The sequence below is a fragment of the Serratia rhizosphaerae genome (assembly GCF_009817885.1).
Classification (GTDB): Bacteria; Pseudomonadota; Gammaproteobacteria; order Enterobacterales; family Enterobacteriaceae; genus Serratia_B; species Serratia_B rhizosphaerae.
In genome coordinates, this window is the sequence record NZ_CP041764.1 from 4,445,670 (window position 1) to 4,472,198 (window position 26,529).

Annotated in this window: 26 protein-coding genes, 2 tRNA genes and 2 other RNA genes; 12 read left to right on the forward strand and 18 right to left on the reverse strand. The window is 56.6% G+C overall.

The window, feature by feature from the left end:
* Positions 1–75: 75 nt before the first annotated feature.
* Positions 76–642: a 3'-5' exonuclease gene (locus tag FO014_RS20670; RefSeq protein WP_160030894.1), complete on the reverse strand. Its 567-nt coding sequence runs from the start codon at positions 640–642 to the stop codon at positions 76–78.
* Between the two features lie 137 nt (positions 643–779).
* On the opposite strand from FO014_RS20670, the gene FO014_RS23820 reads away from it, so the two are divergent.
* Positions 780–956, forward strand: coding sequence for a hypothetical protein (locus FO014_RS23820; protein ID WP_201282886.1), 177 nt, complete (start codon positions 780–782; stop codon positions 954–956).
* A gap of 245 nt (positions 957–1,201) precedes the next feature.
* Entirely contained in the window at positions 1,202–3,319 is a 2,118-nt protein-coding gene (locus FO014_RS20675; RefSeq protein WP_160030895.1) for a TonB-dependent siderophore receptor, read from the forward strand.
* Between the two features lie 53 nt (positions 3,320–3,372).
* On the opposite strand, the gene FO014_RS20680 is transcribed toward FO014_RS20675, so the two are convergent.
* Positions 3,373–3,549: a GhoT/OrtT family toxin gene (locus FO014_RS20680; RefSeq protein ID WP_105231371.1), complete on the reverse strand. Its 177-nt coding sequence runs from the start codon at positions 3,547–3,549 to the stop codon at positions 3,373–3,375.
* Positions 3,550–3,788: 239 nt separating this feature from the next.
* Between FO014_RS20680 and FO014_RS20685 the strand changes: the two genes are divergently transcribed.
* Positions 3,789–3,950 carry a YqaE/Pmp3 family membrane protein gene (locus FO014_RS20685; protein ID WP_072186051.1) on the forward strand — a complete coding sequence of 54 codons (162 nt, stop codon included), beginning with the start codon at positions 3,789–3,791 and terminating at the stop codon, positions 3,948–3,950.
* A gap of 44 nt (positions 3,951–3,994) precedes the next feature.
* On the opposite strand, the gene FO014_RS20690 is transcribed toward FO014_RS20685, so the two are convergent.
* Both FO014_RS20690 and yeaG read right to left on the reverse strand, forming a co-directional pair.
* Positions 3,995–5,263: a YeaH/YhbH family protein gene (locus FO014_RS20690; protein WP_160030896.1), complete on the reverse strand. Its 1,269-nt coding sequence runs from the start codon at positions 5,261–5,263 to the stop codon at positions 3,995–3,997.
* A 101-nt stretch (positions 5,264–5,364) separates the two neighbouring features.
* A complete protein-coding gene (gene yeaG / locus FO014_RS20695) occupies positions 5,365–7,299 on the reverse strand; it encodes a protein kinase YeaG (RefSeq protein WP_015672576.1) in 1,935 nt (644 codons plus the stop codon).
* A gap of 605 nt (positions 7,300–7,904) precedes the next feature.
* Between yeaG and FO014_RS20700 the strand changes: the two genes are divergently transcribed.
* Positions 7,905–8,651, forward strand: coding sequence for a MipA/OmpV family protein (locus FO014_RS20700; RefSeq protein WP_281354958.1), 747 nt, complete (start codon positions 7,905–7,907; stop codon positions 8,649–8,651).
* Positions 8,652–8,941: 290 nt separating this feature from the next.
* Here the strand turns inward: FO014_RS20700 and FO014_RS20705 are convergent, their stop codons facing one another.
* Both FO014_RS20705 and gapA read right to left on the reverse strand, forming a co-directional pair.
* A complete protein-coding gene (locus FO014_RS20705) occupies positions 8,942–9,817 on the reverse strand; it encodes a D-hexose-6-phosphate mutarotase (protein WP_160030897.1) in 876 nt (291 codons plus the stop codon).
* A gap of 107 nt (positions 9,818–9,924) precedes the next feature.
* The gene (gene gapA, locus FO014_RS20710; RefSeq protein ID WP_015672573.1) at positions 9,925–10,920 is read right to left on the reverse strand and encodes a glyceraldehyde-3-phosphate dehydrogenase; all 996 of its coding nucleotides are present in this window, start codon (positions 10,918–10,920) and stop codon (positions 9,925–9,927) included.
* A gap of 349 nt (positions 10,921–11,269) precedes the next feature.
* Here gapA and msrB point away from each other — a divergent pair, with 349 nt between their 5' ends.
* Together msrB and FO014_RS20720 are read left to right on the forward strand one after the other, a co-directional pair.
* Positions 11,270–11,683, forward strand: coding sequence for a peptide-methionine (R)-S-oxide reductase MsrB (gene msrB, locus FO014_RS20715; RefSeq protein ID WP_105231368.1), 414 nt, complete (start codon positions 11,270–11,272; stop codon positions 11,681–11,683).
* 68 nt (positions 11,684–11,751) lie between these two features.
* Positions 11,752–12,024, forward strand: a complete 273-nt coding sequence (locus FO014_RS20720) for a YeaC family protein (RefSeq protein WP_015672571.1) — start codon at positions 11,752–11,754, stop codon at positions 12,022–12,024.
* Positions 12,025–12,079: 55 nt separating this feature from the next.
* Here the strand turns inward: FO014_RS20720 and pncA are convergent, their stop codons facing one another.
* The 3 genes from pncA to sppA all read right to left on the reverse strand — a co-directional run bounded on the left by pncA (position 12,080) and on the right by sppA (position 15,693).
* Entirely contained in the window at positions 12,080–12,712 is a 633-nt protein-coding gene (gene pncA, locus FO014_RS20725; RefSeq protein ID WP_160030898.1) for a bifunctional nicotinamidase/pyrazinamidase, read from the reverse strand.
* A gap of 16 nt (positions 12,713–12,728) precedes the next feature.
* On the reverse strand, positions 12,729–13,745 hold the full coding sequence (gene ansA, locus FO014_RS20730) for an asparaginase (protein WP_105231366.1): 1,017 nt from the start codon (positions 13,743–13,745) through the stop codon (positions 12,729–12,731).
* A gap of 94 nt (positions 13,746–13,839) precedes the next feature.
* Positions 13,840–15,693, reverse strand: a complete 1,854-nt coding sequence (gene sppA, locus FO014_RS20735; protein ID WP_160030899.1) for a signal peptide peptidase SppA — start codon at positions 15,691–15,693, stop codon at positions 13,840–13,842.
* A gap of 161 nt (positions 15,694–15,854) precedes the next feature.
* Between sppA and FO014_RS20740 the strand changes: the two genes are divergently transcribed.
* The 5 genes from FO014_RS20740 to FO014_RS20760 all read left to right on the forward strand — a co-directional run bounded on the left by FO014_RS20740 (position 15,855) and on the right by FO014_RS20760 (position 21,018).
* Entirely contained in the window at positions 15,855–16,406 is a 552-nt protein-coding gene (locus tag FO014_RS20740; RefSeq protein WP_160030900.1) for an NAD(P)H nitroreductase, read from the forward strand.
* A gap of 241 nt (positions 16,407–16,647) precedes the next feature.
* On the forward strand, positions 16,648–17,691 hold the full coding sequence (selD, locus tag FO014_RS20745) for a selenide, water dikinase SelD (protein ID WP_160030901.1): 1,044 nt from the start codon (positions 16,648–16,650) through the stop codon (positions 17,689–17,691).
* Positions 17,692–17,693: 2 nt separating this feature from the next.
* Complete coding sequence (gene mnmH / locus FO014_RS20750) at positions 17,694–18,809, forward strand: tRNA 2-selenouridine(34) synthase MnmH (protein ID WP_160030902.1); 1,116 nt, start codon at positions 17,694–17,696, stop codon at positions 18,807–18,809.
* Positions 18,809–20,734, forward strand: a complete 1,926-nt coding sequence (locus FO014_RS20755; RefSeq protein ID WP_172606276.1) for a DNA topoisomerase III — start codon at positions 18,809–18,811, stop codon at positions 20,732–20,734. Before mnmH ends, FO014_RS20755 begins: the two co-directional genes overlap by 1 nt.
* On the forward strand, positions 20,731–21,018 hold the full coding sequence (locus tag FO014_RS20760) for a DUF1496 domain-containing protein (protein WP_160030903.1): 288 nt from the start codon (positions 20,731–20,733) through the stop codon (positions 21,016–21,018). Before FO014_RS20755 ends, FO014_RS20760 begins: the two co-directional genes overlap by 4 nt.
* A 5-nt stretch (positions 21,019–21,023) precedes the next feature.
* On the opposite strand, the gene FO014_RS20765 is transcribed toward FO014_RS20760, so the two are convergent.
* The 9 genes from FO014_RS20765 to FO014_RS20805 form a co-directional block, all read right to left on the reverse strand.
* Complete coding sequence (locus tag FO014_RS20765) at positions 21,024–21,428, reverse strand: pyrimidine (deoxy)nucleoside triphosphate diphosphatase (protein ID WP_160030904.1); 405 nt, start codon at positions 21,426–21,428, stop codon at positions 21,024–21,026.
* A 46-nt stretch (positions 21,429–21,474) separates the two neighbouring features.
* Positions 21,475–22,281, reverse strand: coding sequence for an exodeoxyribonuclease III (xthA, locus tag FO014_RS20770; protein WP_160030905.1), 807 nt, complete (start codon positions 22,279–22,281; stop codon positions 21,475–21,477).
* Between the two features lie 100 nt (positions 22,282–22,381).
* On the reverse strand, positions 22,382–22,954 hold the full coding sequence (locus tag FO014_RS20775) for an LOG family protein (protein ID WP_160030906.1): 573 nt from the start codon (positions 22,952–22,954) through the stop codon (positions 22,382–22,384).
* A 224-nt stretch (positions 22,955–23,178) separates the two neighbouring features.
* A non-coding RNA gene (locus FO014_RS20780) (RtT sRNA) lies at positions 23,179–23,305 on the reverse strand.
* A 45-nt stretch (positions 23,306–23,350) separates the two neighbouring features.
* A non-coding RNA gene (locus tag FO014_RS20785) (RtT sRNA) lies at positions 23,351–23,477 on the reverse strand.
* 45 nt (positions 23,478–23,522) lie between these two features.
* Positions 23,523–23,607, reverse strand: a tRNA-Tyr gene (locus FO014_RS20790).
* A 97-nt stretch (positions 23,608–23,704) separates the two neighbouring features.
* Positions 23,705–23,789: transfer RNA gene (locus tag FO014_RS20795), tRNA-Tyr, on the reverse strand.
* Between the two features lie 255 nt (positions 23,790–24,044).
* Complete coding sequence (purU, locus tag FO014_RS20800; protein WP_160030907.1) at positions 24,045–24,893, reverse strand: formyltetrahydrofolate deformylase; 849 nt, start codon at positions 24,891–24,893, stop codon at positions 24,045–24,047.
* A gap of 68 nt (positions 24,894–24,961) precedes the next feature.
* Positions 24,962–25,426 (reverse strand): YchJ family protein, encoded by a 465-nt coding sequence (locus FO014_RS20805; protein ID WP_160030908.1) that lies wholly within the window; start codon positions 25,424–25,426, stop codon positions 24,962–24,964.
* Positions 25,427–25,573: 147 nt separating this feature from the next.
* Here FO014_RS20805 and rssA point away from each other — a divergent pair, with 147 nt between their 5' ends.
* Positions 25,574–26,473 carry a patatin-like phospholipase RssA gene (gene rssA, locus FO014_RS20810; protein WP_160030909.1) on the forward strand — a complete coding sequence of 300 codons (900 nt, stop codon included), beginning with the start codon at positions 25,574–25,576 and terminating at the stop codon, positions 26,471–26,473.
* Positions 26,474–26,529 lie beyond the last annotated feature (56 nt).

The following is a 26,529-nucleotide window of genomic DNA, read 5'->3' on the forward strand; positions in this document are numbered from 1 at the left end:
AAGGGCGGTGCACCAGGTTGTTATACAGAGAGAGCGGCAGGCGCGATGCCGGCAGCGGAACAGCGCCTGTCCGGATCAGGGCAGCAGTGCGGCATCGTGGCGGAAATAGCAGTTGGCCACCACGTCGGCGACATATCTGGCCTGATGCTTGGCATCGTCCAGCGCCCGGTGCGGCGTGCCTTCGAACGGCCGTAGCTTTTTGGGATTAAAGCCGTGCAGCTCTGCCAGCGTCACCAGGGTGCGGACATCCTGCGTGTGCCAAAACTTCCACGGACAGGGCATCGCCAGCTGTTGGAAGGCGTGCTCCAGGATGGCGCAGTCAAACTCTTTGCCGTTGCCCCAGACTTTTACCGTGTCGCTGCTGTGCATATGAATAAAGCGGCTCAGGTTGGTCAGCACGCGCTTTAAGCTGTCGCTGCCGCCAAAGGCCAATTTACGCGCCTCATCGGATTGCCTGGCCCACCAGGCGACCGTGTCCAAACCGATCGTCCTGCCGTCCTGTTCTTTTTGCGGGCTGACGGCCGCTTCAAACTCCTCGCCCAGCCGACCGGTTTTCGGATCGAAAAATACGGCGGCAACCACCAGTATGACCGCGCTTGGCTTCACATCCAGCGTTTCTATATCCAACATCACATGGTGCATCAGGTTTCTCTGCTCGCCAAAAGAGAGTGACAGGATACTACAAAGCCGGCATTGCCGCGCAGCGTCAATTCCAGGCAGGCGAAAAAGGGCGAATCACGGTATGATACGCATAGGTTTTGTTGAAGGTGGCTGCCGGAGTGAGAACGCTGATCTTTATTTGTTGCATGTTGGGGTATGCGCTGGTGCTGGGGTATCTGGGCACCTTTTTGGCAGACAAAGTCTGCGAAGGTTACAGCAACTACAGCAAAATCTGCCGCATGGTGGATATCTCTGAACCACATATCTCCAAAACGCCGCCACATCCGGCGAGGTAATCGCCGGCCTTTTGTTCCTCACCTTGATTTTACTGCGATAGTCCTCGTAATTTTCTGATGGCAAACGCCAGGCGTACTTGAACTCCCCGCCCATAAAAGATAATAATTATCATTGTTATTATCTTTACCAATATTTTCATTTTCTTAACACCAGCGCACCGCATCATGTTCTGACCAGACTGTCATCGAAATCGTCTTGTCTTGTTGCGGTGTACATTTTACGGCTTCCAATAGGAATTACGGCTATGTCTGGGATTTTTCCTGTCAAACGCTCCCGTCTGTTATGCGCTATTGCCCTGTTTTTACCGCTGTCCTCCTGGGCGGAGGATACGCTGCTGGTGACCGCCAAGCCGGCGGACACGGCGGATTCGGCAACCCATGGCTATACCGCCGGCACCAGCCAGGGGGCGACAAAAACCGACCGACCGCTGATTTTAACCGGGCAGGCGGTATCGGTGGTGACGCGTCAGCAGATGACCGACCAAAATGCCTTAACGGTCAACGATGCGTTGAAGTATACGCCGGGTGTGTTCACCAATTTTGCCGGCGGAGCGACGCGTTATGACACCATTGCGCTGCGGGGCTTTCACGGCGGCGATGTGAATAACACGTTTCTGGACGGGCTGAGGCTGCTGAGCGACAGCGGCAGTTACAACGCATTGCAGGTCGATCCCTGGTTCCTGGAGCGGGTTGACGTGATTAAAGGGCCGTCTTCGGTAATGTACGGCCAAAGCATTCCCGGCGGTCTGGTCGCCTTGACCAGTAAGCGGCCGCAGTTCGCCACCGAAGGGCACCTCAACCTGACGGGCGGCAATCACCATACCCAGGGCGGCGCGTTTGACGTGACCGGCGCGCTGTCGGATCAATGGGCATACCGCCTGACGGGCATGACGCGCAGCAGCGATACCATGTATGACCACCAGCGCGAAGAGCGCTACGCGATTGCGCCGTCGCTGTTATGGCAACCGAGTGAAGATACCTCGCTGTTGCTGAAGGCCTACCTGCAAAAAGATCCGTCCGGCGGCTATCACAGCGCGGTGCCGGCGGACGGCAGCCTGTATGCCAGTCAGGGCGACAAGCTGGGGCGCGGGTTCTTTGACGGCGACAGCCGCCATAACGTATTCAAGCGTTGGGAGCAGATCTACAGCTATGCCTTCTCGCACCGGTTTAATGACGTCTGGACGTTCCGCCAAAACGCCAGCTACACCCATTCGAACGTCGAGCTGGAGCAGGTGTATCAGGCGGGCTGGAATGAGGAGCATACCTTGCTGAATCGCTATTACAGCGGATCCAGCACCTCGCTGGACGCCTACGCCGTGGATAACCAGCTGGAAGCCGAGTTTGCCACCGGGCCGTTGGACCATAAAGTGTTGCTGGGGCTGGACTACCAGCGCTTCCGCAATAATCTGTGGGATGAAAGCGGCGGCGCGTCACCGTTGAATCCCTATACCGGCGTAGCGGGGGAGCCGTTGCTGACCGACGTGGTGCGCACCGACTCGCGCCGTCACTATCAGCAGACCGGCGTCTACCTGCAGGATGAGATCGCTCTGAACAACTGGTATCTCAACCTGGCCGGCCGTTACGATCGTCTGGAGAGTAAGAATACCAACCTGACCGCCGACAGCACCGATTCGCGTAACGATCACCACTTCAGCGGCCGCGCCTCGCTGCTGTATCACTTCGACAGCGGCTTCTCGCCGTACGCCAGCTACAGCTCGGCGATCACCCCGGAGGCGCTGGCGGATAATGACGGCCATATGCTGAAACCCAGCACCAGCAAGCAGTATGAGGTCGGCCTGAAGTATCAGCCACCGGGCAGCACATCGTTGTACAGTGTGTCGCTGTATGACCTCACGCAAAAGGACGTGGCGAACCGGGTGGTGCAGCAAAGTTATTATGAACCTGCCGGTAAGGTGCATTCGCAGGGGATTGAGCTGGAAGCGCGTTCCCAGGTGACCGAACGCCTTAATGTGATTGCGGGTTACACCTATAACAAGGTGAAATTTAAAGACGCCATCGACGGCAATAACGGTAATACGCCGTATTTGGCACCGAACCAAATGGCAACGCTGTGGGGACAATATGATGCGGGTTACGGGCTGAATCTCGGCGCGGGCGTGCGTTATATCGGCAAGCAGTGGGCGGATAATGAAAATACCCAACGTATTCCGTCCGTGACCTTGCTGGACGCGTCAGTACGTATGAACCTGGCGCAGGTGGCGCCGAGCCTGAAAGGGGCGTACGTACAGCTGAACGTCAATAATCTGGCGGACAGAAAATATGTCGCGGCCTGTTACGGCACCAGCTATTGCTATTGGGGGCAGGAACGCAGCGTGGTCGCGACGGTCGGTTACGACTTCTGATCGGGCATCGCCGCGCCGGCATGGATGAACGGCGCGGCGATCTCGGCGGGTGCTCAGAACAGGGAAAACATGAGCACGACCGGTAAACTGAGCGGCCAGGTGAGGCCGATGGTGAGGGCGCTGAGACAGCGAATTTTAATCGTATCCCGGCTGACCAGATAAGTAAAAACCACAGAGAATAAAAAGCCAAACAAATAAAAATATTGTGTTGCAACCCACAGCGACGACATGAAACCCATTCCAGTAATATTTCTCAGCGCGCATTCTAGGAGTATCGCCACCTATAATCAACGACCAGCGCCGACTAATCATGGCGTGCGTTATTCCCCGGCGTCATATATCCCTATAAATAACAGGCCATCACCGGGCGTAAGACTACGCCGAAAAATAGACGCGGTGCTGATAACTTTTTGAAAATATTAAGCAGATATAATATGTTGACGGGGAACAAGCACACAGAGGAGGCATTATGGGCTTTTGGCGTATCGTATTTACCATCCTTATACCGCCACTGGGCGTGCTGCTGGGCAAAGGATTAGGCGGCGCATTTATTTTGAATATTATTCTGACGTTGCTGGGATATTTCCCGGGCCTGATTCATGCGTTTTGGGTGCAGACCAAAGATTCCTGATGGAAGAGGAGGGCCGGGGAATACCCGGCCCTGAGAAACGGCCTTCAGGCGGTTTGGGTGTGGAACAGCTCGCGGAATACCGGATAGATGTCGTCCGGTTCACGAATGTGCTGCATGGCAAAGTTGTCGAACCTGGCCTGTAGGTTTTCATATTCACGCCACAGGGTTTGATGCGCCCGGCGGGTAATTTCGATATAGCTGTAGTAGCGCACGATCGGCAGCAGTTTTTTCGCCAGCAACTCATGGCACAGCGGGGAGTCATCGGCCCAGTTGTCGCCGTCCGACGCCTGCGCCGCGTAGATGTTCCACTGCGCCGGGTTGTAACGCTCCTCCACCACCTCGCTCATCAGCTTCAGCGCGCTGGAAACGATGGTGCCGCCGGTTTCCTGCGAGTAGAAAAACTCTTGCTCGTCGACTTCTTTGGCCTGCGTATGGTGGCGGATATACACCACCTCGACGTTTTTGTAGGTACGGCTCAGGAACAGATAGAGCAGGATATAAAAACGTTTGGCCATATCTTTCGTCGCCTGATCCATTGAACCAGAAACGTCCATCAGGCAGAACATCACCGCCTGGCTGGAGGGCTCCGGACGGCGTTCGTAATTCTTGTAGCGTAAATCGAAGGTATCGATAAAGGGGACGCGTTCGATTTTCTGCCGCAGTTCGGCAATGTCTTTACGCAGCCGCTCCTCTTCCAACAGCTGTGCCGGCTCGGTGTTCTCCATGGTAGTCAACTGCTCTTCCAACTGGCGCAGCTCGCGGCGTTTGCCGGCAGTCATCGCCGTACGCCGCGCCAGTGAGTTTTGCAGGGAGCGTACGATGCTGATGTTGGCGGGCACGCCGTTGGCGGTAAAACCGGCGCGATGGGTTTTGAATTCGGTGAGCTGTTTGTACTCATTTTTCTTCAGGTTCGGCAGCGCCAAATCTTCAAACAGCAGGTCGAGATATTCGTCTTTGGAGATCTGGAAGACGAAATCATCCTGACCCTCACCGTCCTGGCTGGCGTTGCCCTGACCGCTGCCGCCGCCACCACCGCCCTGTGGCCGTTCGACGCGATCGTTCTGTACGAAATGATCGTTACCGGGATGGACGCGATGGCGCGTGCCGCCGCGCCCCTGATGAAACATCGGTTCGTTGATATCGGCGTTGGGAATCGATACGGATTCGCCACTGTCTATGTCGGTGACCGAACGCTTGTTGATGGCTTCGGCGATCGACTGTTTAATTTGCGACTTGTAGCGGCGCAGAAAGCGCTGGCGATTCACCATGCTTTTGTTTTTGCCGTTCAGCCGTCGATCAATGAAATAAGCCATAGTTCCCCCAACCATTGCCAACTTTCTATGCCCTGACGCCCGCGAACCGCAGCCCGCGGGCCATTAAGGCATCCCTCTACGACGTCACTCGCAGCGCGTTATCAGGAGGATTTTCTGACCCGCAGATACCATTCGCACAGTAAACGCACCTGCTTGCGGGTATAGCCTTTTTCCATCATGCGATCGACAAAGTCGTCGTGTTTCTTCTGTTCGTCCGTGGAGGTTTTCGCGTTAAAGGAGATGACCGGCAGCAGTTCTTCGGTATTCGAGAACATTTTCTTCTCGATAACCGTGCGCAGCTTCTCATAACTGGTCCAGTTAGGATTACGGCCATTGTTGTTTGCCCGGGCGCGCAGTACGAAGTTGACGATTTCATTACGGAAATCTTTCGGGTTGCTGATGCCGGCAGGTTTTTCAATTTTCTCCAGTTCGGCGTTGAGCGATTCACGATCAAACAGCTGGCCGGTATCCGGATCGCGGTACTCCTGATCCTGGATCCAGAAGTCCGCATAGGTCACGTAGCGGTCGAAAATATTCTGACCGTACTCGGAGTAGGACTCCAGATAGGCGGTCTGGATCTCTTTGCCGATAAACTCGGCGTATTTCGGGATCAGATAACCTTTCAGGTGCTCCAGATATTTTTCCGCCAGATCCTGCGGGAATTGTTCACGTTCGATCTGCTGTTCCAGCACGTAGAACAGGTGCACCGGGTTGGCCGCCACCTCGGTATGATCGAAGTTAAACACGCGTGACAAAATTTTGAAGGCGAAGCGGGTCGACAGGCCGTTCATCCCTTCATCTACGCCGGCATAGTCGCGGTATTCCTGATACGACTTGGCCTTCGGATCGGTATCTTTCAGACTTTCACCGTCGTAAACGCGCATTTTTGAGTAGAGGCTGGAATTTTCCGGCTCTTTCAGCCGCGACAGCACGGTAAAGCGCGCCAGCGTTTCCAGCGTGCCGGGCGCGCACGGCGCGTGGGTCAGTTCACTGTGATCGAGCAGTTTGTCGTAGATTTTTATCTCTTCCGACACTCGCAGGCAGTACGGCACCTTGACGATATAGACTCGGTCAAGGAAGGCTTCGTTGTTTTTGTTGTTGCGGAACGTCACCCATTCCGATTCGTTGGAGTGGGCCAGAATAATACCGTTGAACGGCAGGGCGGAAATGCCTTCGGTACCGTTATAGTTGCCTTCCTGCGTGGCGGTCAGCAGCGGGTGCAGCACCTTGATCGGCGCCTTAAACATTTCAACAAACTCCATCAGCCCCTGGTTGGCCCGGCAAAGGGCGCCGGAATAACCGTAGGCGTCAGGGTCGTTTTGTGCGTGGTTTTCCAATTTTCGGATATCCACTTTACCGACCAGGGCCGAAATATCCTGGTTGTTCTCATCGCCAGGCTCGGTCTTGGCGATGGCAATCTGTTCGAGAATCGACGGACGTACTTTCACCACTTTGAACTTGGTGATGTCACCGCCAAATTCATGGAGCCGCTTCGCCGCCCATGGCGACATAATGGTGCCGAGATAGCGGCGTGGGATGTTGTACTCTTTTTCCAGGATGCCGGCGTCTTCCTGCGGATTGAACAGGCATAAAGGATGGTCATTTACCGGGCTGCGTTCGCCGTTGGCGCTTAACGTATAGATAGGCACCAGCTGCATCAACGCTTTCAGCCGTTCGGCCAGCGAGGATTTACCGCCGCCGACCGGCCCCAGCAGATACAGAATCTGCTTTTTCTCTTCCAGGCCCTGTGCGGCGTGTTTCAGGTAAGAGACGATCTGCTCGATCGCCTCCTCCATGCCGTAGAACTCTTCAAAGGCCGGATAGCGTGCGATCACGCGGTTGGAGAACAGGCGCGACATGCGAGACTCAAGCGCGGTGTCGACCATGACCGGTTCACCGATAGCCATCAGCAGACGTTCCGCGGCATTGGCGTAGGCACTGCGATCTTCCCGGCAAATGGTAAGAAATTCCTGCAGTGTGAACTCTTCGTCCTTGGCAGCTTCATAGCGCTGGCGATAGTGGTCAAATATGTTCATGGCGATGCCCGTCCTTTCGTTATTAGCACAGGTTAAAGGGAGCAGGTGATAGACCCGTTGGGATTGAGGCTGCGGCCGTAGCGCCGCAACTCAATAACATTGGGTACCCATTCCGGCCCCCGAAAGAAGAAGTTAAAACCTGAGTACAGCAACCCGTATGCCAACCTGTTGCGCTTATTATCGCGAGTTGCGCTGTATTGCCACTGGGCTCAGGGTCATTTCAGCTTCTTATTTAAGCGTAGTTGGCATAGCGGAAAATTTCCTGTCAGCGAAAAAGCTTTTTTTAAGTCATATCAATGACTCAGTTATTTCAGGGACAAAGGCGGGCCTTATTGGCTGCGGTCTGAGGGGGGAAACGTCATGTTTCTGACATGCGTTATACATATTTCGGCATTAATGTTGCCGATCCGGCGTGATTTAACATGTAAAGATAAAGCGCATCACTTAAATTTCACCTAGAATATGACGCTATTTTAACGGCTCCGATCCGAGCATGGCATGACAACGCTGCTTCACGGATGGCCTAGGGGCGTCTGCATCGGGCGCGTGTTGCCGAGCTGGCGACGCAACGTGTTTATACAAGAACAACGAGGGGAATCGAACGGGTGAAAATTTTCAAATTCAAAACGTTGGCAATCGCCGGCGCACTGCTGTGCGCGCAGGGCGCTCAGGCGGGAACCTGGTCGCTGGGGGCGTCGGCGCTGCTGACGCCGGATCCTTATCGGGGCAACAACACCCGTCTGTATCCGGTGCCGGTGATCAACTATGACAGTGAGGATTTTTACTTCCATACGCTGACCGCCGGTTATTACCTGTGGAATGATGAGGTCAACAAACTCAGCGTGATGGCGTACTACTCACCGCTGCACTTTAAACCGGGCGACAGCGACGACGATCGCATGAAACGACTGGATAAGCGCCGCGGCACGCTGATGGCCGGGCTGGCCTATTCGCACAATGCCGAGTGGGGCACGCTGCGTGCGGCCTTCAGCGGCGATACGCTGGATAACAGCAACGGGCTGGTCGGCGACCTGGCCTATCTGTACAAGTTCCAGGCGGGCGACTGGAGCCTGGCGCCGGGCGTCGGCGTGACCTGGAGCAGTAAAAACCAGAATAAATACTACTATGGCGTGAGCGACAATGAGTCGCGCCGCAGCGGCCTGAACAGCTACAAACCGAGCGACAGCTGGGCGCCATACTTTGAACTGACGGCGAACTATCAGATCAACAAGAGCTGGAACGCCTTCTTTATGGGACGCTATGTGCGCTTGTCGGATGAAGTCAAGGACAGCCCGATGGTGGACAAATCTTACGACGGCATGCTGTGGAGCGGTGTCACGTACACCTTCTGATCGCGGATGTACGGTAAGAGAAAAGGGGCGCTATCGCCCCTTGGGGTTGATGACAAAATCGTCTGATGGCCCGAGATATACGGGCCTAGCGTAACGAGGGGCATTATGGGACGCATCCCTGCGTCCCACCCTACGGGCCAACCTGTCGGTTGTTCAAATTTGCTCCCGGCAAATTTGTCCGGCGGCTTACGCCGCTACGACCCCATCGCCACGCTCTCCCTAATAACTAACTTTGTCAGCACTCTGAAGGGGCGCTATCGCCCCTTTTGCTTATCTGTCGTACCTGCGGGTCAGGCGTCTTTGCGGCAGCGGAAGGTGACCGCCAGACGGGCCGGTTGTTCCCCCTGCGCCCGCAGCGGCTTGCTGAGCCGTCCGGTTTCAACGCACACCATGGTCTTGTAGCCGTCGTTGGCCATATCCGCCATGCTGCAGGAGAGTTCTGCCCCCGGATTCCAGGCGATCACATCGCTCATATGATGGTGTTGGACTTCAATCGTGCGCTGCAGCGCTGGATCTCTGATCAGGCTGCAGGCCGCCGGCTGGGTGTAAATCCGGTCGGTCTGGCCGCTGAAGGTCACCTCGCCGCTCTGGCGGGCTTCGGCACCGTTTGCCACTTTATCCAGATAGGTTTCCCCGAGCCCGGCAACGCTGACTCTGGCGATATCGCCGATTTGGAAGTAGCTGTGCAGCGCCGCGGTGGCCTGATAGTCACCGTGAGACTCTAGCTCGATCTCACAACTTTCCCCCAGCTTGAAGCGGGCGATTAGCGTAAAGGCGTGCGGCCACAGCTTGCGGGTCTGTTCGTTATCCTGCAGCGTAAAAGTGAGGATGACGCCATCCTGATCTTCGTCATGTGCGGTCAGGCGCCAGGGTTGATTACGCGCAAAGCCGTGCGAAGGCTTGCCGGCCGGGCCAAACCATGGCCAGCAGATCGGTACGCCGCCGCGGATGGCGCTGCCGGTTTTAAACGGGGTGTTCTCGCTGAGCCAGATGACCGGCCGTTCGCCGCTCGGCTGCCAGCTGATTAAATGCGCGCCTTGCAGCGTCACCGCCGCGCGGACTTTGGGGTGAGACACCACCACGACGCTTAACGCGTCCAGCTGTCGCTGACTGATATACGGAGAAATCTGTTTGCTGATGGGCAGGGTGAAAACTTTTTCGTTCATCGCGTCACCTTATCTATCGCCATATACTCTTGCTGAGCAGGGGAGAAAAACCAATAAAAAAGGGCGACATCAATGTCGCCCTCATTAATCAGCTGTACATCACGCCATTATTTGGAGATGTGAGCGATCAGATCCAGTACTTTGTTGGAGTAGCCGGTTTCGTTGTCGTACCAGGAAACCAGTTTCACAAAGTTGTCGTTCAGTGCGATACCTGCTTTGGCATCGAATACGGAAGTCAGCACTTCACCGTTGAAGTCGGTAGAAACCACGTCGTCTTCGGTGTAGCCCAGAACGCCTTTCAGCTCGCCTTCAGCGGCTTCTTTGATGGCTTTCTTGATGTCTTCGTAGGTGGCAGATTTTTCCAGACGCACGGTCAGGTCAACCACAGATACGTTTGGCGTCGGAACGCGGAACGCCATACCGGTCAGTTTGCCTTTCAGTTCAGGCAGAACAACGCCTACCGCTTTTGCTGCGCCGGTAGAAGAAGGGATGATGTTCTGGGATGCGCCGCGGCCGCCGCGCCAGTCTTTGTGAGACGGGCCATCAACGGTTTTCTGCGTTGCGGTGGTAGCGTGAACGGTGGTCATCAGGCCTTCAACGATGCCGAACTTGTCGTTGATGACTTTAGCCAGCGGAGCCAGGCAGTTAGTGGTGCAAGATGCGTTGGAAACGATATCCTGGCCAGCGTATTTTTCAAAGTTGGCGCCGCGTACGAACATTGGGGTCGCATCTTTGGAAGGGCCGGTCAGCACAACTTTCTTGGCGCCTGCGGTGATGTGTTTACGTGCGGTTTCGTCGGTCAGGAAGATACCGGTGGCTTCAGCAACAACGTCAACACCGACTTCGTTCCACTTCAGGTTAGCCGGGTCTTTCTCTGCGGTAACACGGATAGTTTTGCCGTTAACAACCAGGTGGCCGTCTTTAACTTCTACCGTACCGTTGAAACGGCCGTGGGTAGAGTCATACTTCAGCATGTAAGCCATGTACTCTGCGTCCAACAGATCGTTGATTGCAACGATTTCGATGTCGGAACGTTCCTGAGCAGCACGGAAAACAATGCGGCCGATACGGCCAAAACCGTTGATACCTACTTTGATAGTCATATATTCCACCAGCTATTTGTTAGTGAATAAAAGGTTGGTTGTAAAATTACAAAAACCTTACCCAGCGTCAAGCGGAATCGTGTCAATTCTTGCGGCAAGTCAAAGCGGAAAGCTGAGTTTGCACGCTTATTGTACATTCCGTTTGCGTTCGGCCTCATTAGGCAAATGGGGGCAAACCGCTGAGTTTTAAAGAGCGCTCGGGTCAGATATGTGATCACTGTCACATAACGCCCTGGCGTAGACTTTATGCGCTACAGTTTAGGCTAAAAAGGCCTGCAGCGCTGTTAATTTTTTGTTATCATTAATCATTGTTTTCGTTGACATTATCCATATTTCGGGAATCGCATCTATGAGCAAAGATCACGCCCCCCACACCCCGGTCACGGAACTGAATGAAATACAACGTTATGTGACCCAGGAACACGGTACGGAAGCGCCGTATTCCGGCAAATTGCTGCAGAACAAACGCGATGGTCTCTACCACTGCCTCTGCTGTAATGCGCCGCTGTTTTATTCCGAAAGCAAGTATGACTCCGGCTGCGGCTGGCCAAGTTTCTATGAGCCGGTGTCCGACGACGCCATCCGCTATCTTGATGATAATTCACATAATATGCAGCGAGTTGAGATTCGCTGCGGTAACTGTGATGCGCACCTGGGCCACGTGTTCCCCGACGGCCCGCAGCCGACCGGCGAGCGTTATTGCGTTAACTCCGCCTCGCTGAGTTTTACCGACGCGGCCAACGGCGAGAAGACGGCAGGCTGAGCGAATTTTTTAGAAAAATCGATTCAGCTATTATTCAACGGCAGTAGGAATAGTGAAGGACGGCCCTGATGGACGTGAAGGATTTGGTTGCGGCGATGACGCCGGAGATTTACCAGCGCCTGGCGCAGGCGGTTGAGCTGGGTAAATGGCCGGACGGCGTGGCGCTGACGCCGGAACAGAAAGAAAACAGCCTGCAGGCGGTGATGTTGTGGCAGGCAATGCATAACCACGATCCGCAACATATGAGCATCGGCACCGACGGTCAGATCGTGATGAAGAGCAAGCAAGAGTTGAAGCAGCAGTTCGCCGCAGAGCCGCTGATTAAGCTGAAACCGCAGTAAGCGGCGGGCAGGGCGCAGTGTGCAAACGGGCGATGTCAGATCGCCCGTTTGTCGTTTAGCGCTGCAGAAATTGTGACAAGGTCACTAATTGCGCGCCGGCCTGCTGCATTGCCTGCAGCGCCCGGTCGCTGTCATCGGGCTGCAGGTTGACGCCGCGGCAGCCGTCGCTAATGACCTGAACGGCGTAACCCAGCTGCAGGGCGTCCAGCACGCTGAACTTTACGCAGTAGTCGGTTGCCAGCCCCATGATCGTCAGCGTGCTGACGTTTCGTTGTTGCAGCCAATCATCCAGCGCGGTTTTTGCTCGGTGGCCGTTATCAAAAAACGCGCTGTAGCTGTCGATGGCCGGATCCTGCCCCTTGCGAAATACCGCATCGATTTGCCGCTGCTGCAGGCGCGGATGAAATTCAGCGCCGGCGCTTTCCTGGACGCAGTGCACCGGCCACCAGACCTGCGGCAATCCTTCCAGCTCACCCAACTCGCCGATTTTCCCTGATGAGTTAACGGCAAAACTGCGATGCTGCGCCGGGTGCCAGTCCTGGCTGGCAACCACCCAGTCGCCGCGGTCGTGGCTGGCGGCGATCGCCTGGTTGGCCACCGCGATGACGGCATCGCCATCTGTGACCGCCAATGCGCCGCCGGGGCAGAAGTCGTTTTGCAAATCAATCAATAACAGGGCGCTGTTCATCGTCTCTCCCGGTGTTTTAGCCCGCGGCGCTCAGTTCGCCGCGCAAATCTTGCTGCATCTGCTGGCGGATCTCGGCGGGCGTCAGCGGCAGGCTCAGCAGATAGTGCAGTTTTGTCAGCGCGGCTTCGACGGTCATATCAAAACCGCTGATGACGCCGGCATGCGCCAGCGCGTTGCCGGTGGCGTAGCCGCCCATATTCACCCGCCCGGACATGCACTGGGTGAGGTTGACCACCACGATGCCACGTTCGGACGCGGCGCGCAGTTCATCGACCAGTTCCGCTTTTTGCGGCGCGTTGCCAACGCCGTAGGAGCGTAAAATCAGCGCCTTGACCGGCTGCAGCAGGAAATTGCGCACCACCGCGCCGGAGATGCCAGGGTAAATGGTCACCACGCCGATCGGCTGCGGCGTAATATTGTGCACCTTCAGCTCACCATGACAGGCCGGCGACGCAATGCCGCTTTGACGGCGGATGTGGATACCGGCTTCCAGCAGCGGCGGCAGGTTGGGCGAGGCGAAGGCGTCAAAGCCGTCGGCATGCGCCTTGGTGGTGCGGTTGCCGCGGAACAGTTTGTTGTTGAAGAACAGGCTGACTTCATTCACCGGATGGTTGGCGGCCAGATACAGCGCGTTCAGCAGGTTGGTTTGCCCGTCGGAGCGCAGTTCCGCTAACGGGATTTGTGACCCTGTCACAATGACCGGCTTATCCAGATTCTCCAGCATAAAGGAGAGCGCGGAAGCGGTGAACGCCATGGTGTCGGTGCCATGCAGGATCACAAAGCCGTCGTAACGGTGATAGTTATCTTTAATATCGTCGGCGATATGCTGCCAGTCTTCCGGGGTCATATCGGAGGAGTCGATCAGGGGCGCATATTCATGAATGGTGAAGTCAGGCATTTCCGGGCGATGGAACTCTGGCATCAGCGCCAGCTGGCGCTGTAAGTGGCCAGAGGCGGGGATATAGCCCTGTTCGGAACGCTGCATACCGATGGTGCCGCCGGTATAGGCGACGTAAATGGATTTTTTTTGCATGGCAGGGAATCGGTAGAGAATAAGATGGGCTGAATTATAGGACGATAAATCCAGAAAAAAAGCCCGGCGTTGCGCCGGGCTGAAGATTAATGACTTATCGGACTTCGCCGCAGGTCAGACAAATGGCGTAGCGGTTCTGCGGATCGTTCATGTTATTGAACAAACCCGGCTGCTCTTTCATCGCCATTGCCACCGAGGCCAGCGGCGCCGGCAGCATGGATTGGAGGGCGGCAGGCAGCATGGCGTGGATGGAGACACCAAATTGGCTGAGCACCATATCCGCCATGCTCGGCGAGTCAACAAACCAGTTCAGCTGCCACTGTTTCAGCTTGGCCAGTTCGGCGGCTTTTTTCACCGCGTCATCGAAGTCGCCCAGTTGATCGACCAGACCGTTGGTTTTGGCGTCGCTGCCGGTCCAGACGTGACCCTGCGCGATTTTATCCACTTGTTCCGGCGTCATTTTACGCGAGTCCGCCACCAGGCCGATAAAGCGCTTGTAGCCGTTCTCGATATTGAGCTGCATCATCTGTGCAAACTCCGGCGGCAGCGCTTTGGTCACCGCCAGATCGGCCAGCGGCGAGGTCGCCACGCCATCGGTGTGCACGCCGATGCTGCCCAGCGTGTCCTGATAGGTATTGATCACGCCGAAGATGCCGATCGAGCCGGTCAGCGTGCTCGGGCTGGCGATAATGTAGTTCGCCGGCGTAGAGATCCAGTAACCGCCGGAGGCCGCCATGCCGCCCATTGAGACCACCACCGGTTTGCCGGCGGCGCGGGCGGCCGCCAGTTCGGAGCGGATCACCTCGGAAGCGCTGACGCTGCCGCCCGGGCTGTTAACCCGCAGTACGATGGCTTTCACTTTCGGGTCCAGACGCGCCTGGCGCAGTTCCGCAGCGGTGGTGTCGCCGCCGACCGTGCCCGGCGTCTGCTGGCCGTCCATGATGGCGCCGCTGGCGAATACCACGGCGATCTGGCCGCCCTGTTCCGGCGTTGGCGTCGGTTGATAGTCGTAAATGCTGATAGCGTTGAAATCGTTGGTCTGTTTGTTCCAGCCAAAGGCCTTGACCAGCTGATTTTCCATCACGGTGCGTGAAGCCAGCTCATCCACCAGTTTGTTGTCGAGCGCATATTTGGCGGTGTCACCCTGAGCGGCCTGTAAACCGCTGAGAACGCCGGCGGCGCCGGGGAACAGCTGCTGCGGCGTGATTTGGCGGTTGGCTGCCACGGTGTCCAGGTAGTTCTGCCACAGGTTGCCTATCCAGCGGCTGTCCGCCTCGCGTGCGGCCGGCGACATATCGTCGCGCAGCAGCGGTTCGACCGCCGATTTATAGGTGCCGACGCGGAAGATATTGGTGCTGACCTTCAGTTTGTCGAGCAGGGTTTTGTAATACAGGTTGTGGGTGGCAAACCCGTGCAGGTCGACGTTGCCCTGCGGCGACAGGTAGATCTTGTTGGCGTAGCTGGCCAGGTAGTACTGTGTCTGGTTATAGCTGTCGCCAATGGCGTAAATGGGTTTGCCGCTGTCGCGGAACTCCCGCAACGCCTTGCCGATATATTGCAGCGACGGCTGATCGGCGCCGGCGAAATCATTCAGCTGCAATACCAGTCCGGTAATGTTTTTATCGTCCTTGGCCTTGCGGATACTGTCGACCAGATCGAACAGAGAGTTTTCCTGCAGTTCGCTGGCGGAAGCGCCGAGGAATTCGCGGCTACGCTGCAGCAGGCGGTTTTTCATACTGGGCTGATCGACCACCATGCCGCTCAGGTTGACCAACAGTGCGCCGCGGGTGCTTTCAGCCGGCGGGGTGCTCTGGAAGGCAAAATAGATGCCGACGCCGATCAAAATCAGCACGATTAAAAACAGGTTGAGAATAAACTCTCTGACAAAATTCAGCAGACGCCATGTCCACCTGAACGTTCCGGCAATGATACGCCACAAAGTATGCATGTTTTCTCCAAACATGGGCTGAGGATGTCCCGTTATCCTAATGAGCGGCCAGCCAAATGTCAGCTTTAAATCACCGTCGACAGCCGTTATTGTCAATGCTGTAACTTGCTGTTTAGCTGTGCTACCGTGATGAAAATGAAAATTGTTATCAGGAGTTTGTGATGGATGCGCTGGATCTGTTGTTGAACCGCCGTTCGGCCGCTCGCCTGGCGGCCCCTGCGCCGAGTGGTGAAATACGGCAAAATATTATCAATGCCGGTTTACGCGCGCCCGACCACGGCGCGCTGCAGCCTTGGCGTTTCGTGCTGATTGAAGAGCAGGGGCTCGAGCGTTTCAGCCAGCTGTTGCAGACGGCCGCCCGGCAGGATGGGTTGGACGATGCGGCGATTGACAAGGCTAGACAGGCGCCGTTCCGTGCGCCGCTGATTATTACCGTGATCGCCCATTGCAGCGACAGCCCCAAGGTGCCGCACTGGGAGCAGGTGGTGTCCGCCGGTTGTGCGGTGCAGGCGATGCAGATGGCCGCGCTGGCGCAAGGGTTTAACGGTATCTGGCGCACCGGCGCCTGGACCGCGCATGCGCAGGTGCGTGAAGCGTTCGGCTGCCGTGAGCAGGACGAAATCGTCGGTTTCCTGTATCTGGGCACGCCGCAGCTGAAGGCGGCCAGTAAAGTCGTCGCGCCGGACAGCGCGCCGTTTGTCAGCTACTTCTGATTTTTCCGGGCGAGACGCAAAAAACGCGCAATATCCCGTAATTTTGTACTGTTTATGAGCAGGTCGACGCATTATCACCGGCTTGCTCTTATCAATCCCTCCGGCAAGCGCTACCCTATATTCCAATTGATTGAAGTTGTACCCAGGTGGCATATCAATGCGCCTTCAGCCGGGTGATGCACCGGGCTGGCATCGCGGCATATATGTTATCTTGAAGGCTGTTAACCGAAGGAAGTGGACTATGACATCGCCAACCATCCGCCTGACCCAGTACAGCCACGGTGCTGGCTGCGGCTGCAAGATTTCCCCGCAAGTACTCGAAACCATCCTGCACAGCGAACAGGCCAAATTCGTCGATCCGCGTTTGCTGGTGGGTAATGAAACCCGTGATGATGCGGCGGTTTACGATATCGGCAATGGCACCGGCGTGATCAGCACGACTGATTTCTTTATGCCGATCGTCGACGATCCGTTCGATTTTGGCCGTATCGCCGCGGCCAACGCCATCAGCGACGTGTATGCCATGGGCGGCAAACCGATCATGGCGATTGCCATTCTTGGCTGGCCGGTGGCCAAGTTGCCGCCGGAAGTCGCGCAGCAGGTGATCGACGGCGGTCGCTATGCCTGTCAGCAGGCGGGGATTGCGCTGGCCGGCGGCCACTCCATCGATGCGCCGGAGCCGATTTTCGGCCTGGCGGTCACCGGCATCGTCAGCACCGAGCGGGTGAAAAAGAACAGCGCCGCGCAGGCCGGCGCCAGACTGTTCCTGACCAAACCGCTGGGCATCGGCGTGCTGACCACCGCCGAGAAGAAAAGTCAGCTGCGGCCTGAGCATGCCGGGCTGGCGACCGAGGTGATGTGTCGATTGAACCTGCCGGGCGCCGAATTTGCCGAGGTGGCCGGGGTCAGTGCAATGACCGATGTGACCGGCTTTGGCCTGCTGGGCCACCTGAGCGAAATGTGTCAGGGTTCCGGGCTGCAGGCGACGCTCTGGTTTGACCGGGTGCCGAAGCTGCCGGAGGTTGAACGTTATATTGCCGAAGGCTGCGTGCCGGGCGGCACCGGCCGCAACTTTGACAGTTACGGCCATCTGATTGGCCCGATGAGCGACGTACAGCGTCAGCTGCTGTGCGATCCGCAGACCTCGGGCGGGTTGCTGTTGGCGGTGATGCCTGAGGGCGAAGCGCAGGTGCAGGCGATCGCCGCGCGCCACGGTCTGCAGCTGGAAGCCATCGGTGAATTGCACGGCGCAGTGGCCGGCAAGCCGATGATCGAGGTCCAGTAGCGGTGACGGTGCCAAGCAGGGCGGATTGCAACGACTACCGCCAGATTTTTCTGCAGGATGTGCCGCTGATCGACGTGCGCGCGCCGGTTGAATTCAGCGCCGGCGCGTTCCCGCAGGCGGTGAATTTACCGTTGATGAATGACCGGGAGCGACAGGCGGTGGGCACCTGCTATAAGCAGCATGGCCAGCAGCAGGCGATCGCGCTGGGTCATAGCCTGGTGCACGGCAAACTCCGCCAGGCGCGTACCGAAGCCTGGCTGGCCGCCTGCGCCGAACGGCCGGCGGGCTATATTTACTGCTTCCGCGGCGGGTTGCGCTCACAGCTGGTGCAGCAGTGGCTGCGCGAGGCGGGCGTTGACTACCCGCGGATTATCGGCGGTTATAAGGCATTGCGCCATTATCTGTTGAATATCCTCGAATACAGCGCCGAGTTGCCGATGGTGATCGTCGGCGGTAATACCGGCTGCGGCAAAACCCTGATGGTGAATGAGCTGTCGAACGGCATCGATCTGGAAGGGCTGGCGCGCCACCGTGGTTCGTCGTTTGGCCGTACGCTGGCCGGACAAAGTGCGCAGATCGATTTTGAGAATCGTCTGGCTGTGTTATTGCTGAAAAAACAGCATGGTGGCTGCCGTCAGTGGGTGCTGGAGGATGAAAGTCGCCTGATTGGCGCCAATAGCGTACCGCTGCCGGTGTTTAATCGCATGCAGCAGGCGCCGGTCGTGGTGATTGATGATCCGTTTGAGGTGCGTCTGGCGCGCCTGCAGGCGGAATATATTGATGATATGCACCAGGCGTTTATCCAGGCCTACGGCGCTCAGGACGGCTGGCAGCGCTACGGTGAATATCTCCATCACGGGCTGTTCGCCATCCGGCGTCGTTTAGGCATGGAGCGCTACCAGCTGTTGACGCAGCGGCTGGAGTGGGCGCTGCAGTTCCAGCACGCCAGCGGCAGCAGTAACGCCCACCAGGAGTGGCTGGTGCCGTTGCTGCAGTATTATTACGACCCGATGTACCGTTTCCAGTTGGAAAAGAAAGCCCAGCGGATTGTGTTCCGCGGCAACTATGCTGAAGTAAGAGAATTCCTGATGACGTATAGCCAGAAAAACGGTGAATAATGCGACTGTTTATAGCCGAGAAACCGAGTTTGGCGCGCGCCATTGCTGATGTGTTACCCAAACCTCACCGCCGCGGCGATGGTTTTATCGCCTGCGGCAAGAACGATGTAGTGACCTGGTGCGTCGGCCACCTGCTGGAGCAGGCCCAGCCGGACGCCTACGATAGCCGCTTTGCGCGCTGGTCGCTGGCAGATTTGCCGATCATTCCCGAAAAATGGCAACTGCAGCCGCGTCCGTCGGTCAGCAAACAGCTGAATGCGATTAAAAAGCTGCTGCTGGAGGCGGATGAAGTGGTGCACGCCGGCGACCCGGATCGCGAAGGGCAGTTGCTGGTGGACGAGGTGCTGGATTATCTGGCGCTGACGCCGGAAAAGCGTCAGGCGGTGCGCCGCTGCCTGATTAACGATCTTAACCCGCAGGCGGTTGAGCGGGCGGTTGAGCGTCTGCGCGATAACCGGGACTTTATCCCGCTGTGCGTGTCGGCGCTGGCGCGTTCACGCGCCGACTGGCTGTACGGCATCAATATGACCCGCGCCTATACGCTGCTGGGGCGTAATGCCGGCTACGACGGCGTGCTGTCGGTAGGCAGGGTGCAGACACCGGTACTGGGGCTGGTGGTACGCCGTGACGAAGATATTGAAAACTTTGTACCGAAAGACTTCTTTGACGTAAAAGCGCACATTGTCACGCCTCAGGAAGCGCGTTTTGTCGCCTTGTGGCAACCGAGCGAATCCTGTGAGCCATACCAGGATGAAGAGGGGCGCTTACTGCACCGTCCGCTGGCCGATCACGTGGTGAAGCGTATTGAAGGACAGCCGGCGCTGGTTACCGCTTATAACGATAAGCGTGAGTCCGATATCGCACCGCTGCCGTTTTCGCTTTCTACCCTGCAGATTGAAGCAGCGAAGCGTTTTGGCCTCAGCGCCCAGCAGGTGCTGGACGTTTGCCAACGCTTGTATGAAACCCACAAACTGATCACTTATCCCCGCTCCGACTGCCGCTACCTGCCGGAGGAGCATTTTGCCGGCCGCCATGCGGTGCTGAACGCCATCAGCGTTCACCAGCCGGATCTCTACCCTCAGGAGGTGATCGACAGCGAACGCCGCAACCGCTGCTGGGATGATAAAAAAGTCGATGCGCACCACGCGATTATTCCTACCGCGCGCGCCAGTAAGGCCAACCTCAGCACTGACGAGCTGAAAGTATACGGGCTGGTGGCACGACAGTATCTGCTGCAGTTCTGTCCGGATGCGGTATTCCGTAAATGCGTGATCGAACTGGACATTGCCGGCGGCAAGTTTGTTGCTAAGGCGCGTTTTCTGGCCGAGGCCGGCTGGCGTACCCTGTTAGGCAGTAAAGAGCGGGATGAGGAGAACGAGGGCGCGCCGCTGCCGGTGGTTGCCAAAGGTGATGAACTGCTGTGTGAGCGCGGCGAAGTGGTGGAGCGGCAGACCCAGCCGCCGCGGCCCTTTACCGACGCCAGCCTGTTATCGGCGATGACCGGCATTGCGCGTTTTGTACAGGATAAAGCGTTAAAGAAAATCCTGCGGGCGACCGATGGTTTAGGTACTGAAGCCACGCGTGCGGGTATTATCGAACTGCTGTTCAAGCGCTCGTTTCTGTATAAAAAGGGGCGTTATATCCATTCGACGGAAACCGGGCGGGCGTTGATTCACTCTTTACCGGAGCTGGCGGCGAGGCCGGATATGACCGCGCACTGGGAGGCAACCCTGACGCAGATTAGTGAGAAATCCTGTCGCTACCAGGATTTTATGCAGCCGCTGGAGGGAACCTTGCAGGAGCTGATTTATCAGGCTAAACAGAGCCGGGCCAGCCTGGCGTTTCGCGGATTGCCGCCGCCGGCCAGCGCCGGCGGTAAAAAACGCAAAAAAAGCGCCGCCAAGGCGCGGGGGAAAAGCGAATGAATTACCCGATGCCGTTGGCGATCGCCGTCGCTGGCATGCTGTTTTCCTCAATGGCCGGGGCACACCGCGGCGACGTAGACGTGGTGCTGCCGGTCGCGCCGGAGATCTGGGGCGCAGCGAAGAGTACGACGGCACCTGCGCCATGCCTGCGCTGCTGTATATATCAAGATCAGAACTATTCGGAAGGGGCGCTGCTGAAGGTTGAGGGTGAGTTATTGCAGTGTCAGCGTGATAAAAAACAGGTAGGCACCCATTCGTTGATTTGGGTGCGCCTGAACAAGTGACGGCGTCACGCATGGCGGGGCGTTATGCTGCGCAAATAGTCAGCCAGTAGCGGAATGTCCGCCGGCGCCAGCGGATAGGCGTCGGCCCGCTGCGGCTCAACCCAAACCAGCGCCGAATGACAGCGCTGCTGCAATTCGCCGCTGAACGCACCAACCCGCCAGGCATGCAGACGAATGAGACGTTCACCCGTTTGCCAGCTATTGCTGGCGACGTAGCTGCCGATAACCGCCTCAATGCCCAGTTCTTCCGCCAGCTCTCTGGCTAACGCCTGCGGCTGGCTCTCGCCGGCCTCCAGCTTTCCGCCGGGAAACTCCCACAAGCCGGCTTGGTCGCTCTGCGCGTCGCGTTGCGCCAACAGAATTTGGCCGTCGCGTTCAATAATGGCCGCAACTACATCAATGGTTTTCATACTTTTTTCTGGATAAAGCCCCGGCAAAGTCGCCGGGGCAGGATGATTACAGCGAGAATTCGGCCCAGACGGGCGCGTGGTCGGACGGCTTTTCCATACCGCGAATCTGGTAATCGATGCCGGTTGCCACACACTGTGCCGCCAGCGGCGTGCTGGCTAACAGCAGATCGATGCGCAGGCCGCGGTTGTCATTGAACCCTTTCGAGCGGTAATCGAACCAGGAAAACTCGTCGTTGCGCTCCGGGTTGGCATGGCGGTAGGTATCAACCAGACCCCAGTTCAACAGACGCGCCATCCACTCGCGCTCTTCCGGCAGGAAAGAGCACTTGCCGGTGCGCAGCCAGCGTTTGCGGTTTTCATCACCGATGCCGATGTCATAATCGGTTGGGCTGATATTCATATCGCCCATAACCAGTACCGGGTTTTCTACCGACAACTGCTGTTCAAGATAGTCCTGCAGATCCTGATAGAAGCGGGTTTTAGCCGGGAATTTTACCGGATGGTCGCGGCTTTCACCCTGAGGGAAATAGCCGTTAATCACCGTCAGCGTGCCCTGAGGCGTGGCCAGATCGGCCATGATAATGCGGCGCTGCGCATCTTCTTCATCAGTCGGAAAACCGCGACGTACGGCGATGGGCGCCTCTTTGGTCAGCAGCGCGACGCCGTAGTGGCCTTTCTGGCCGTGATAGAATACGTGGTAGCCGTGTTTGCTGACTTCTTCCAGCGGAAACATGTCGTCGTGAACTTTGGTTTCCTGCAGGCCGATCACGTCGGGCTGGTGCTGTTCGATAATGGCGGCCAACTGGTGGGGACGCGCGCGCAGTCCATTGATATTAAAAGAGACAAACTTCATGAGCGGTGCCGTTTTCACGAGAAAAATGTGTTGTGATAGTAGCAGAGTTTGGCGCTAAATGTAATGTAAGCCAGCGACGACGGCCGCTGGCCATCGGCCATTATTTGGCCCAGCGATCGTAATTTTTCGGTTGATAGTCGTCGAACTGCTGAAGCAGTGTAGACGCGGAGTTGCTGGTGTGCAGGGTGCCGAGATAGTCATGACGCATAAACCCCTGATCGGCAACGTGCTGCAGGAAGTGATTTAAAGGGCGATAGAAGCCGTTGACGTCCAGCAGCCCGACGGGTTTGTTGTGATAGCCTATTTGGCCCCAGGTCCAGATTTCAAACAGCTCTTCCAGCGTGCCGATACCGCCCGGCAGGGCGATAAACGCGTCCGCCTGCGCGGCCATGCGCGCTTTGCGGGTATGCATATCGGGCACCACTTCCAGTTTGGTGAGGCCGCGGTGCGCGGTTTCCGCTTCGACCAGGCGTTCAGGAATAATACCAATAACTTCGCCTCCCGCCTCCAGCACCGCATCCGCGACAATGCCCATCAAGCCTTTTTTGCCGCCGCCGTAGATTAAACGCCGCCCTTGGGTGGCTAAAGCGTGCCCGAGCTTGCGGGCGTGGTCGGCATAATCGGGGTTAACGCCTTCGCTGGCGCCGCAAAAAACGCAAATATTATGACGCATGCACTTTCCTTTCCTTACTGCGTAAAAGAAGCATGTGGTATAGCTAATTGCGCTGGGGAGTTCAAGTTTGAACGTGGGAAAGAGAGGGGGATATTGCCGTTTCGCGATGTTTGGCACCTAAAACAGCGTGAGACTCGAACCTTATCGAAGCTTCTCATCCTTCCCCAGTGCGGAGAATTATGTGGCTTTTGAGACGTTGGTATGTGTTGATAGCTTTGAAGAGATGGTGGTGGGGGAAGGATTATTCGTCGCTACGCTCCTCACCCTTCGGGCCGCGCTGAAGCGCGTTGTTTCGCTACGCTCAACTCGAACCTTATCGAAGCTTCTCATCCTTCCCCAGTGCGGAGAATTATGTGGCTTTTGAGACGTTGGTATGTGTTGATAGCTTTGAAGAGATGGTGGTGGGGGAAGGATTATTCGTCGCTACGCTCCTCACCCTTCGGGCCGCGCTGAAGCGCGTTGTTTCGCTACGCTCAACTCGAACCTTATCGAAGCTTCTCATCCTTCCCCAGTGCGGAGAATTATATGGCTCTTGAGACGTTGGTATGTGTTGGGAGTTTTGAAGAGATGGTGGTGGGGGAAGGATTCGAACCTTCGAAGTCTGTGACGGCAGATTTACAGTCTGCTCCCTTTGGCCGCTCGGGAACCCCACCATGATATTCATGGATTTACAAATTGTAGACGCAAACATAAAAGGTGTAACGCACTGCATCATAATGTTTGCTAAGTATCCTCTTGAAAAGAGGATGATGGTGGTGGGGGAAGGATTCGAACCTTCGAAGTCTGTGACGGCAGATTTACAGTCTGCTCCCTTTGGCCGCTCGGGAACCCCACCACGAAATTCGTGGATTTTACGAATTTTTAACTACCAGGAAGCTGACCGGCTTCCCTTGCTACCTCGACTGCGTAAGCGCTGTCTCGGTAAGCGGGGCGCATCATATCAAATGAAGCGCCGGTGTAAAGCATTGAAATGCAGAAAATGAATCGTTTGCCGTTTTTTTATTCTTGGCGCTGCATCTGTGAACAGGGTGCGATGTTTTTGTGCAACTTCCTGCCGTCGCCTGCACGGCAGGAGTTAACGGATAAACGGCTACAGAATAACGGTGCGGTTGCCGTAGACGAATACCCGCTGCGCCAACACATGATATAGCGCACGGCTGAGTACGTTTTTCTCGACGTCGCGACCGGCGCGCATCATATCCTCGGCGGAATAGGTGTGGTCAACATGGATCACGTCCTGCATGATGATCGGGCCTTCATCCAGATTGTCATTCACGTAATGCGCCGTGGCGCCGATGATTTTCACCCCGCGTTCATAGGCCTGGTGATAAGGGCGTGCGCCGATAAACGCCGGCAGGAACGAATGGTGGATATTAATGACCTGATTAGGGTAATGCTGGACGAACGCCGGCGTCAGTACGCGCATATATTTGGCCAGCACCACATAGTCGGGCTGATACTGATCGATCTGGGCGATCATCTGCTGGTCATGCTGCTCGCGCGTCAACCCTTCATGGCTTACCAGATGGAAAGGAATGTCGAAGCGCTCCACCAGGGTCTGCAGGGTGTCGTGGTTACCGATCACCGCAGCGATTTCAACATCCAGGCCGCCGTAGGCGCTTTTCATCAGCAAATCACCCAGGCAGTGGGCTTCTTTGGTGACCAAAACCACGATGCGGCGGCGTCCTGCGCTGTGTAATTCGCGCGCTGAGCCTTCCGGCAGCGCGTCATCCAGGTCGGCCAGCAGCGTGCTGTCGTTGAAGATGCCTTCCAGTTCGGTACGCATAAAGAAACGCCCGGTACGATGGTCGACAAACTCATTGTTTTGCACAATGTTGAGCTGATGCTTGTAGCAAATATTGGTGATCTTGGCGATCAGTCCTTTCGCGTCAGGGCAGATAGTGCGTAATACTTTACGTTGTATATTTTGGTGTGGCATGGATGAGGATCCTGTCTGATACTGAAGCGCCGGCCATTCCCGGCGTCAGCGTACTGTTCACCGTGAACTTAACGTCCGCAGCATTTTTTATATTTTTTCCCCGAACCGCAGGGGCAAGGGTCGTTTCGTCCCGGTTGCGGCCGGGTGCCGTCGATATAGTACCAGCGTTGCTCCAGACGAAGGAAGCGGGAGCGCTCATGCATGGTCTGGGGGCCGTCATGGTCATCATCGGTAAAGCGGGCGATAAACTCGACAAATCCTTCCTCGTCGTCGCGGCCGTTTTGTTCCGCCACTATCGTCAGGCCCTGCCAACGGGTGGTGCGAAAGCTTTCGGTGATGGAGTCACGCCACTGTGCGGCGTGGCAATCCGGATGCCAACTGGCAATCAGATAGTCGACCTGCTGTTTGACATAGGCCGTATAGCGTGAGCGCATCAGCGTGCCTGGCGTTGGTGCGGCTTCAGCGCCGCTGATGTAGGGCTCGCAGCAGACGTGATACCCGGTACCGCTGCCGCAGGGGCATAATTCAGACAAAATAACTCCTAAAGCCTGCGGCCATTGTCAATACTGGCCGATATTCAAACATATTGAGCGCATATGTTACCTAACAATATTGAGCGGTGACAATGTACCCTGATGGGTCAGTGTGCAAAACCATTTACCGGCAGAAGGCAGACGATCATGCGACAAATCAAAATTGGGCTGGCGTTAGGGGCAGGCTCGGCCAAGGGGTGGGCGCATATCGGCGTCATCAATGCGCTGAAGAAAATGGGGATCGAGCCTGATATCGTCGCCGGTTGTTCCGTCGGATCGCTGGTGGGTGCAGCTTATGCCTGCCACCGGCTGCCGGCGATGGAGAAATGGGTGCGCTCATTCAGCTACTGGGACGTGATTCGTCTGATGGATCTGTCCTGGCGTCGCGGCGGTCTGCTGCGCGGTGAGCGGGTGTTTAATGCGGTGGGGCAACTGTTGCGCGTTGACGATATTGAACAGTGTGCGCTGAGATTCGGCGCGGTGGCCACCAACCTCAGCACCGGTCGTGAATTATGGTTAACCCAGGGTGATATCCACCAGGCGGTGAGGGCATCGTGCAGTATGCCTGGGCTGCTGTCGCCGGTGTGGTTCGACGGCTACTGGCTGGTGGACGGCGCGGTGGTGAACCCGGTGCCAATCTCGCTGACCCGGGCATTGGGGGCGGATATCGTCATCGCGGTGGATTTACAGCATGATGCGCATTTAATGCAGCAGGATCTGTTTTCGGTACGAAGCGAAGCGGAAGAGCCGGCGGTGATGGCGGATAGCTGGCGCGGGCGACTGCGGGAGCGTATCGGAAAAATGCGCATCAAGAAAACCAATATTACGCCGACCGCCATGGAAATCATGAGCACATCGATTCAGGTGTTAGAGAATCGTCTGAAACGTAACCGTATGGCGGGCGATCCGCCGGATGTCCTGATACAACCTTACTGTCCGCAAATATCCACGCTGGATTTTCATCGGGCGGAGGAGGCTATCGCCGCAGGAAGCTTGGCGGTGGAAAAACAGCTTGAGCAGCTGTTGCCGTTGATAAAACAAAAATAGTTGCCGCGATTCACGGCAAAACGCAATGCCGGGCTGATTTCCGGCAGGCGCAAGTG

Coding starts and splice junctions, on each gene's coding strand:
- FO014_RS20670 (WP_160030894.1), bottom strand. CDS start 642: ATGCACCATGTGATGTTGGATATAGAAACGCTGGATGTGAAGCCAAGC.
- FO014_RS20675 (WP_160030895.1), top strand. CDS start 1,202: ATGTCTGGGATTTTTCCTGTCAAACGCTCCCGTCTGTTATGCGCTATT.
- FO014_RS20680 (WP_105231371.1), bottom strand. CDS start 3,549: ATGTCGTCGCTGTGGGTTGCAACACAATATTTTTATTTGTTTGGCTTT.
- FO014_RS20685 (WP_072186051.1), top strand. CDS start 3,789: ATGGGCTTTTGGCGTATCGTATTTACCATCCTTATACCGCCACTGGGC.
- FO014_RS20690 (WP_160030896.1), bottom strand. CDS start 5,263: ATGGCTTATTTCATTGATCGACGGCTGAACGGCAAAAACAAAAGCATG.
- yeaG (WP_015672576.1), bottom strand. CDS start 7,299: ATGAACATATTTGACCACTATCGCCAGCGCTATGAAGCTGCCAAGGAC.
- FO014_RS20705 (WP_160030897.1), bottom strand. CDS start 9,817: ATGAACGAAAAAGTTTTCACCCTGCCCATCAGCAAACAGATTTCTCCG.
- gapA (WP_015672573.1), bottom strand. CDS start 10,920: ATGACTATCAAAGTAGGTATCAACGGTTTTGGCCGTATCGGCCGCATT.
- msrB (WP_105231368.1), top strand. CDS start 11,270: ATGAGCAAAGATCACGCCCCCCACACCCCGGTCACGGAACTGAATGAA.
- FO014_RS20720 (WP_015672571.1), top strand. CDS start 11,752: ATGGACGTGAAGGATTTGGTTGCGGCGATGACGCCGGAGATTTACCAG.
- pncA (WP_160030898.1), bottom strand. CDS start 12,712: ATGAACAGCGCCCTGTTATTGATTGATTTGCAAAACGACTTCTGCCCC.
- ansA (WP_105231366.1), bottom strand. CDS start 13,745: ATGCAAAAAAAATCCATTTACGTCGCCTATACCGGCGGCACCATCGGT.
- sppA (WP_160030899.1), bottom strand. CDS start 15,693: ATGCATACTTTGTGGCGTATCATTGCCGGAACGTTCAGGTGGACATGG.
- FO014_RS20740 (WP_160030900.1), top strand. CDS start 15,855: ATGGATGCGCTGGATCTGTTGTTGAACCGCCGTTCGGCCGCTCGCCTG.
- selD (WP_160030901.1), top strand. CDS start 16,648: ATGACATCGCCAACCATCCGCCTGACCCAGTACAGCCACGGTGCTGGC.
- FO014_RS20755 (WP_172606276.1), top strand. CDS start 18,809: ATGCGACTGTTTATAGCCGAGAAACCGAGTTTGGCGCGCGCCATTGCT.
- FO014_RS20760 (WP_160030903.1), top strand. CDS start 20,731: ATGAATTACCCGATGCCGTTGGCGATCGCCGTCGCTGGCATGCTGTTT.
- FO014_RS20765 (WP_160030904.1), bottom strand. CDS start 21,428: ATGAAAACCATTGATGTAGTTGCGGCCATTATTGAACGCGACGGCCAA.
- xthA (WP_160030905.1), bottom strand. CDS start 22,281: ATGAAGTTTGTCTCTTTTAATATCAATGGACTGCGCGCGCGTCCCCAC.
- FO014_RS20775 (WP_160030906.1), bottom strand. CDS start 22,954: ATGCGTCATAATATTTGCGTTTTTTGCGGCGCCAGCGAAGGCGTTAAC.
- purU (WP_160030907.1), bottom strand. CDS start 24,893: ATGCCACACCAAAATATACAACGTAAAGTATTACGCACTATCTGCCCT.
- rssA (WP_160030909.1), top strand. CDS start 25,574: ATGCGACAAATCAAAATTGGGCTGGCGTTAGGGGCAGGCTCGGCCAAG.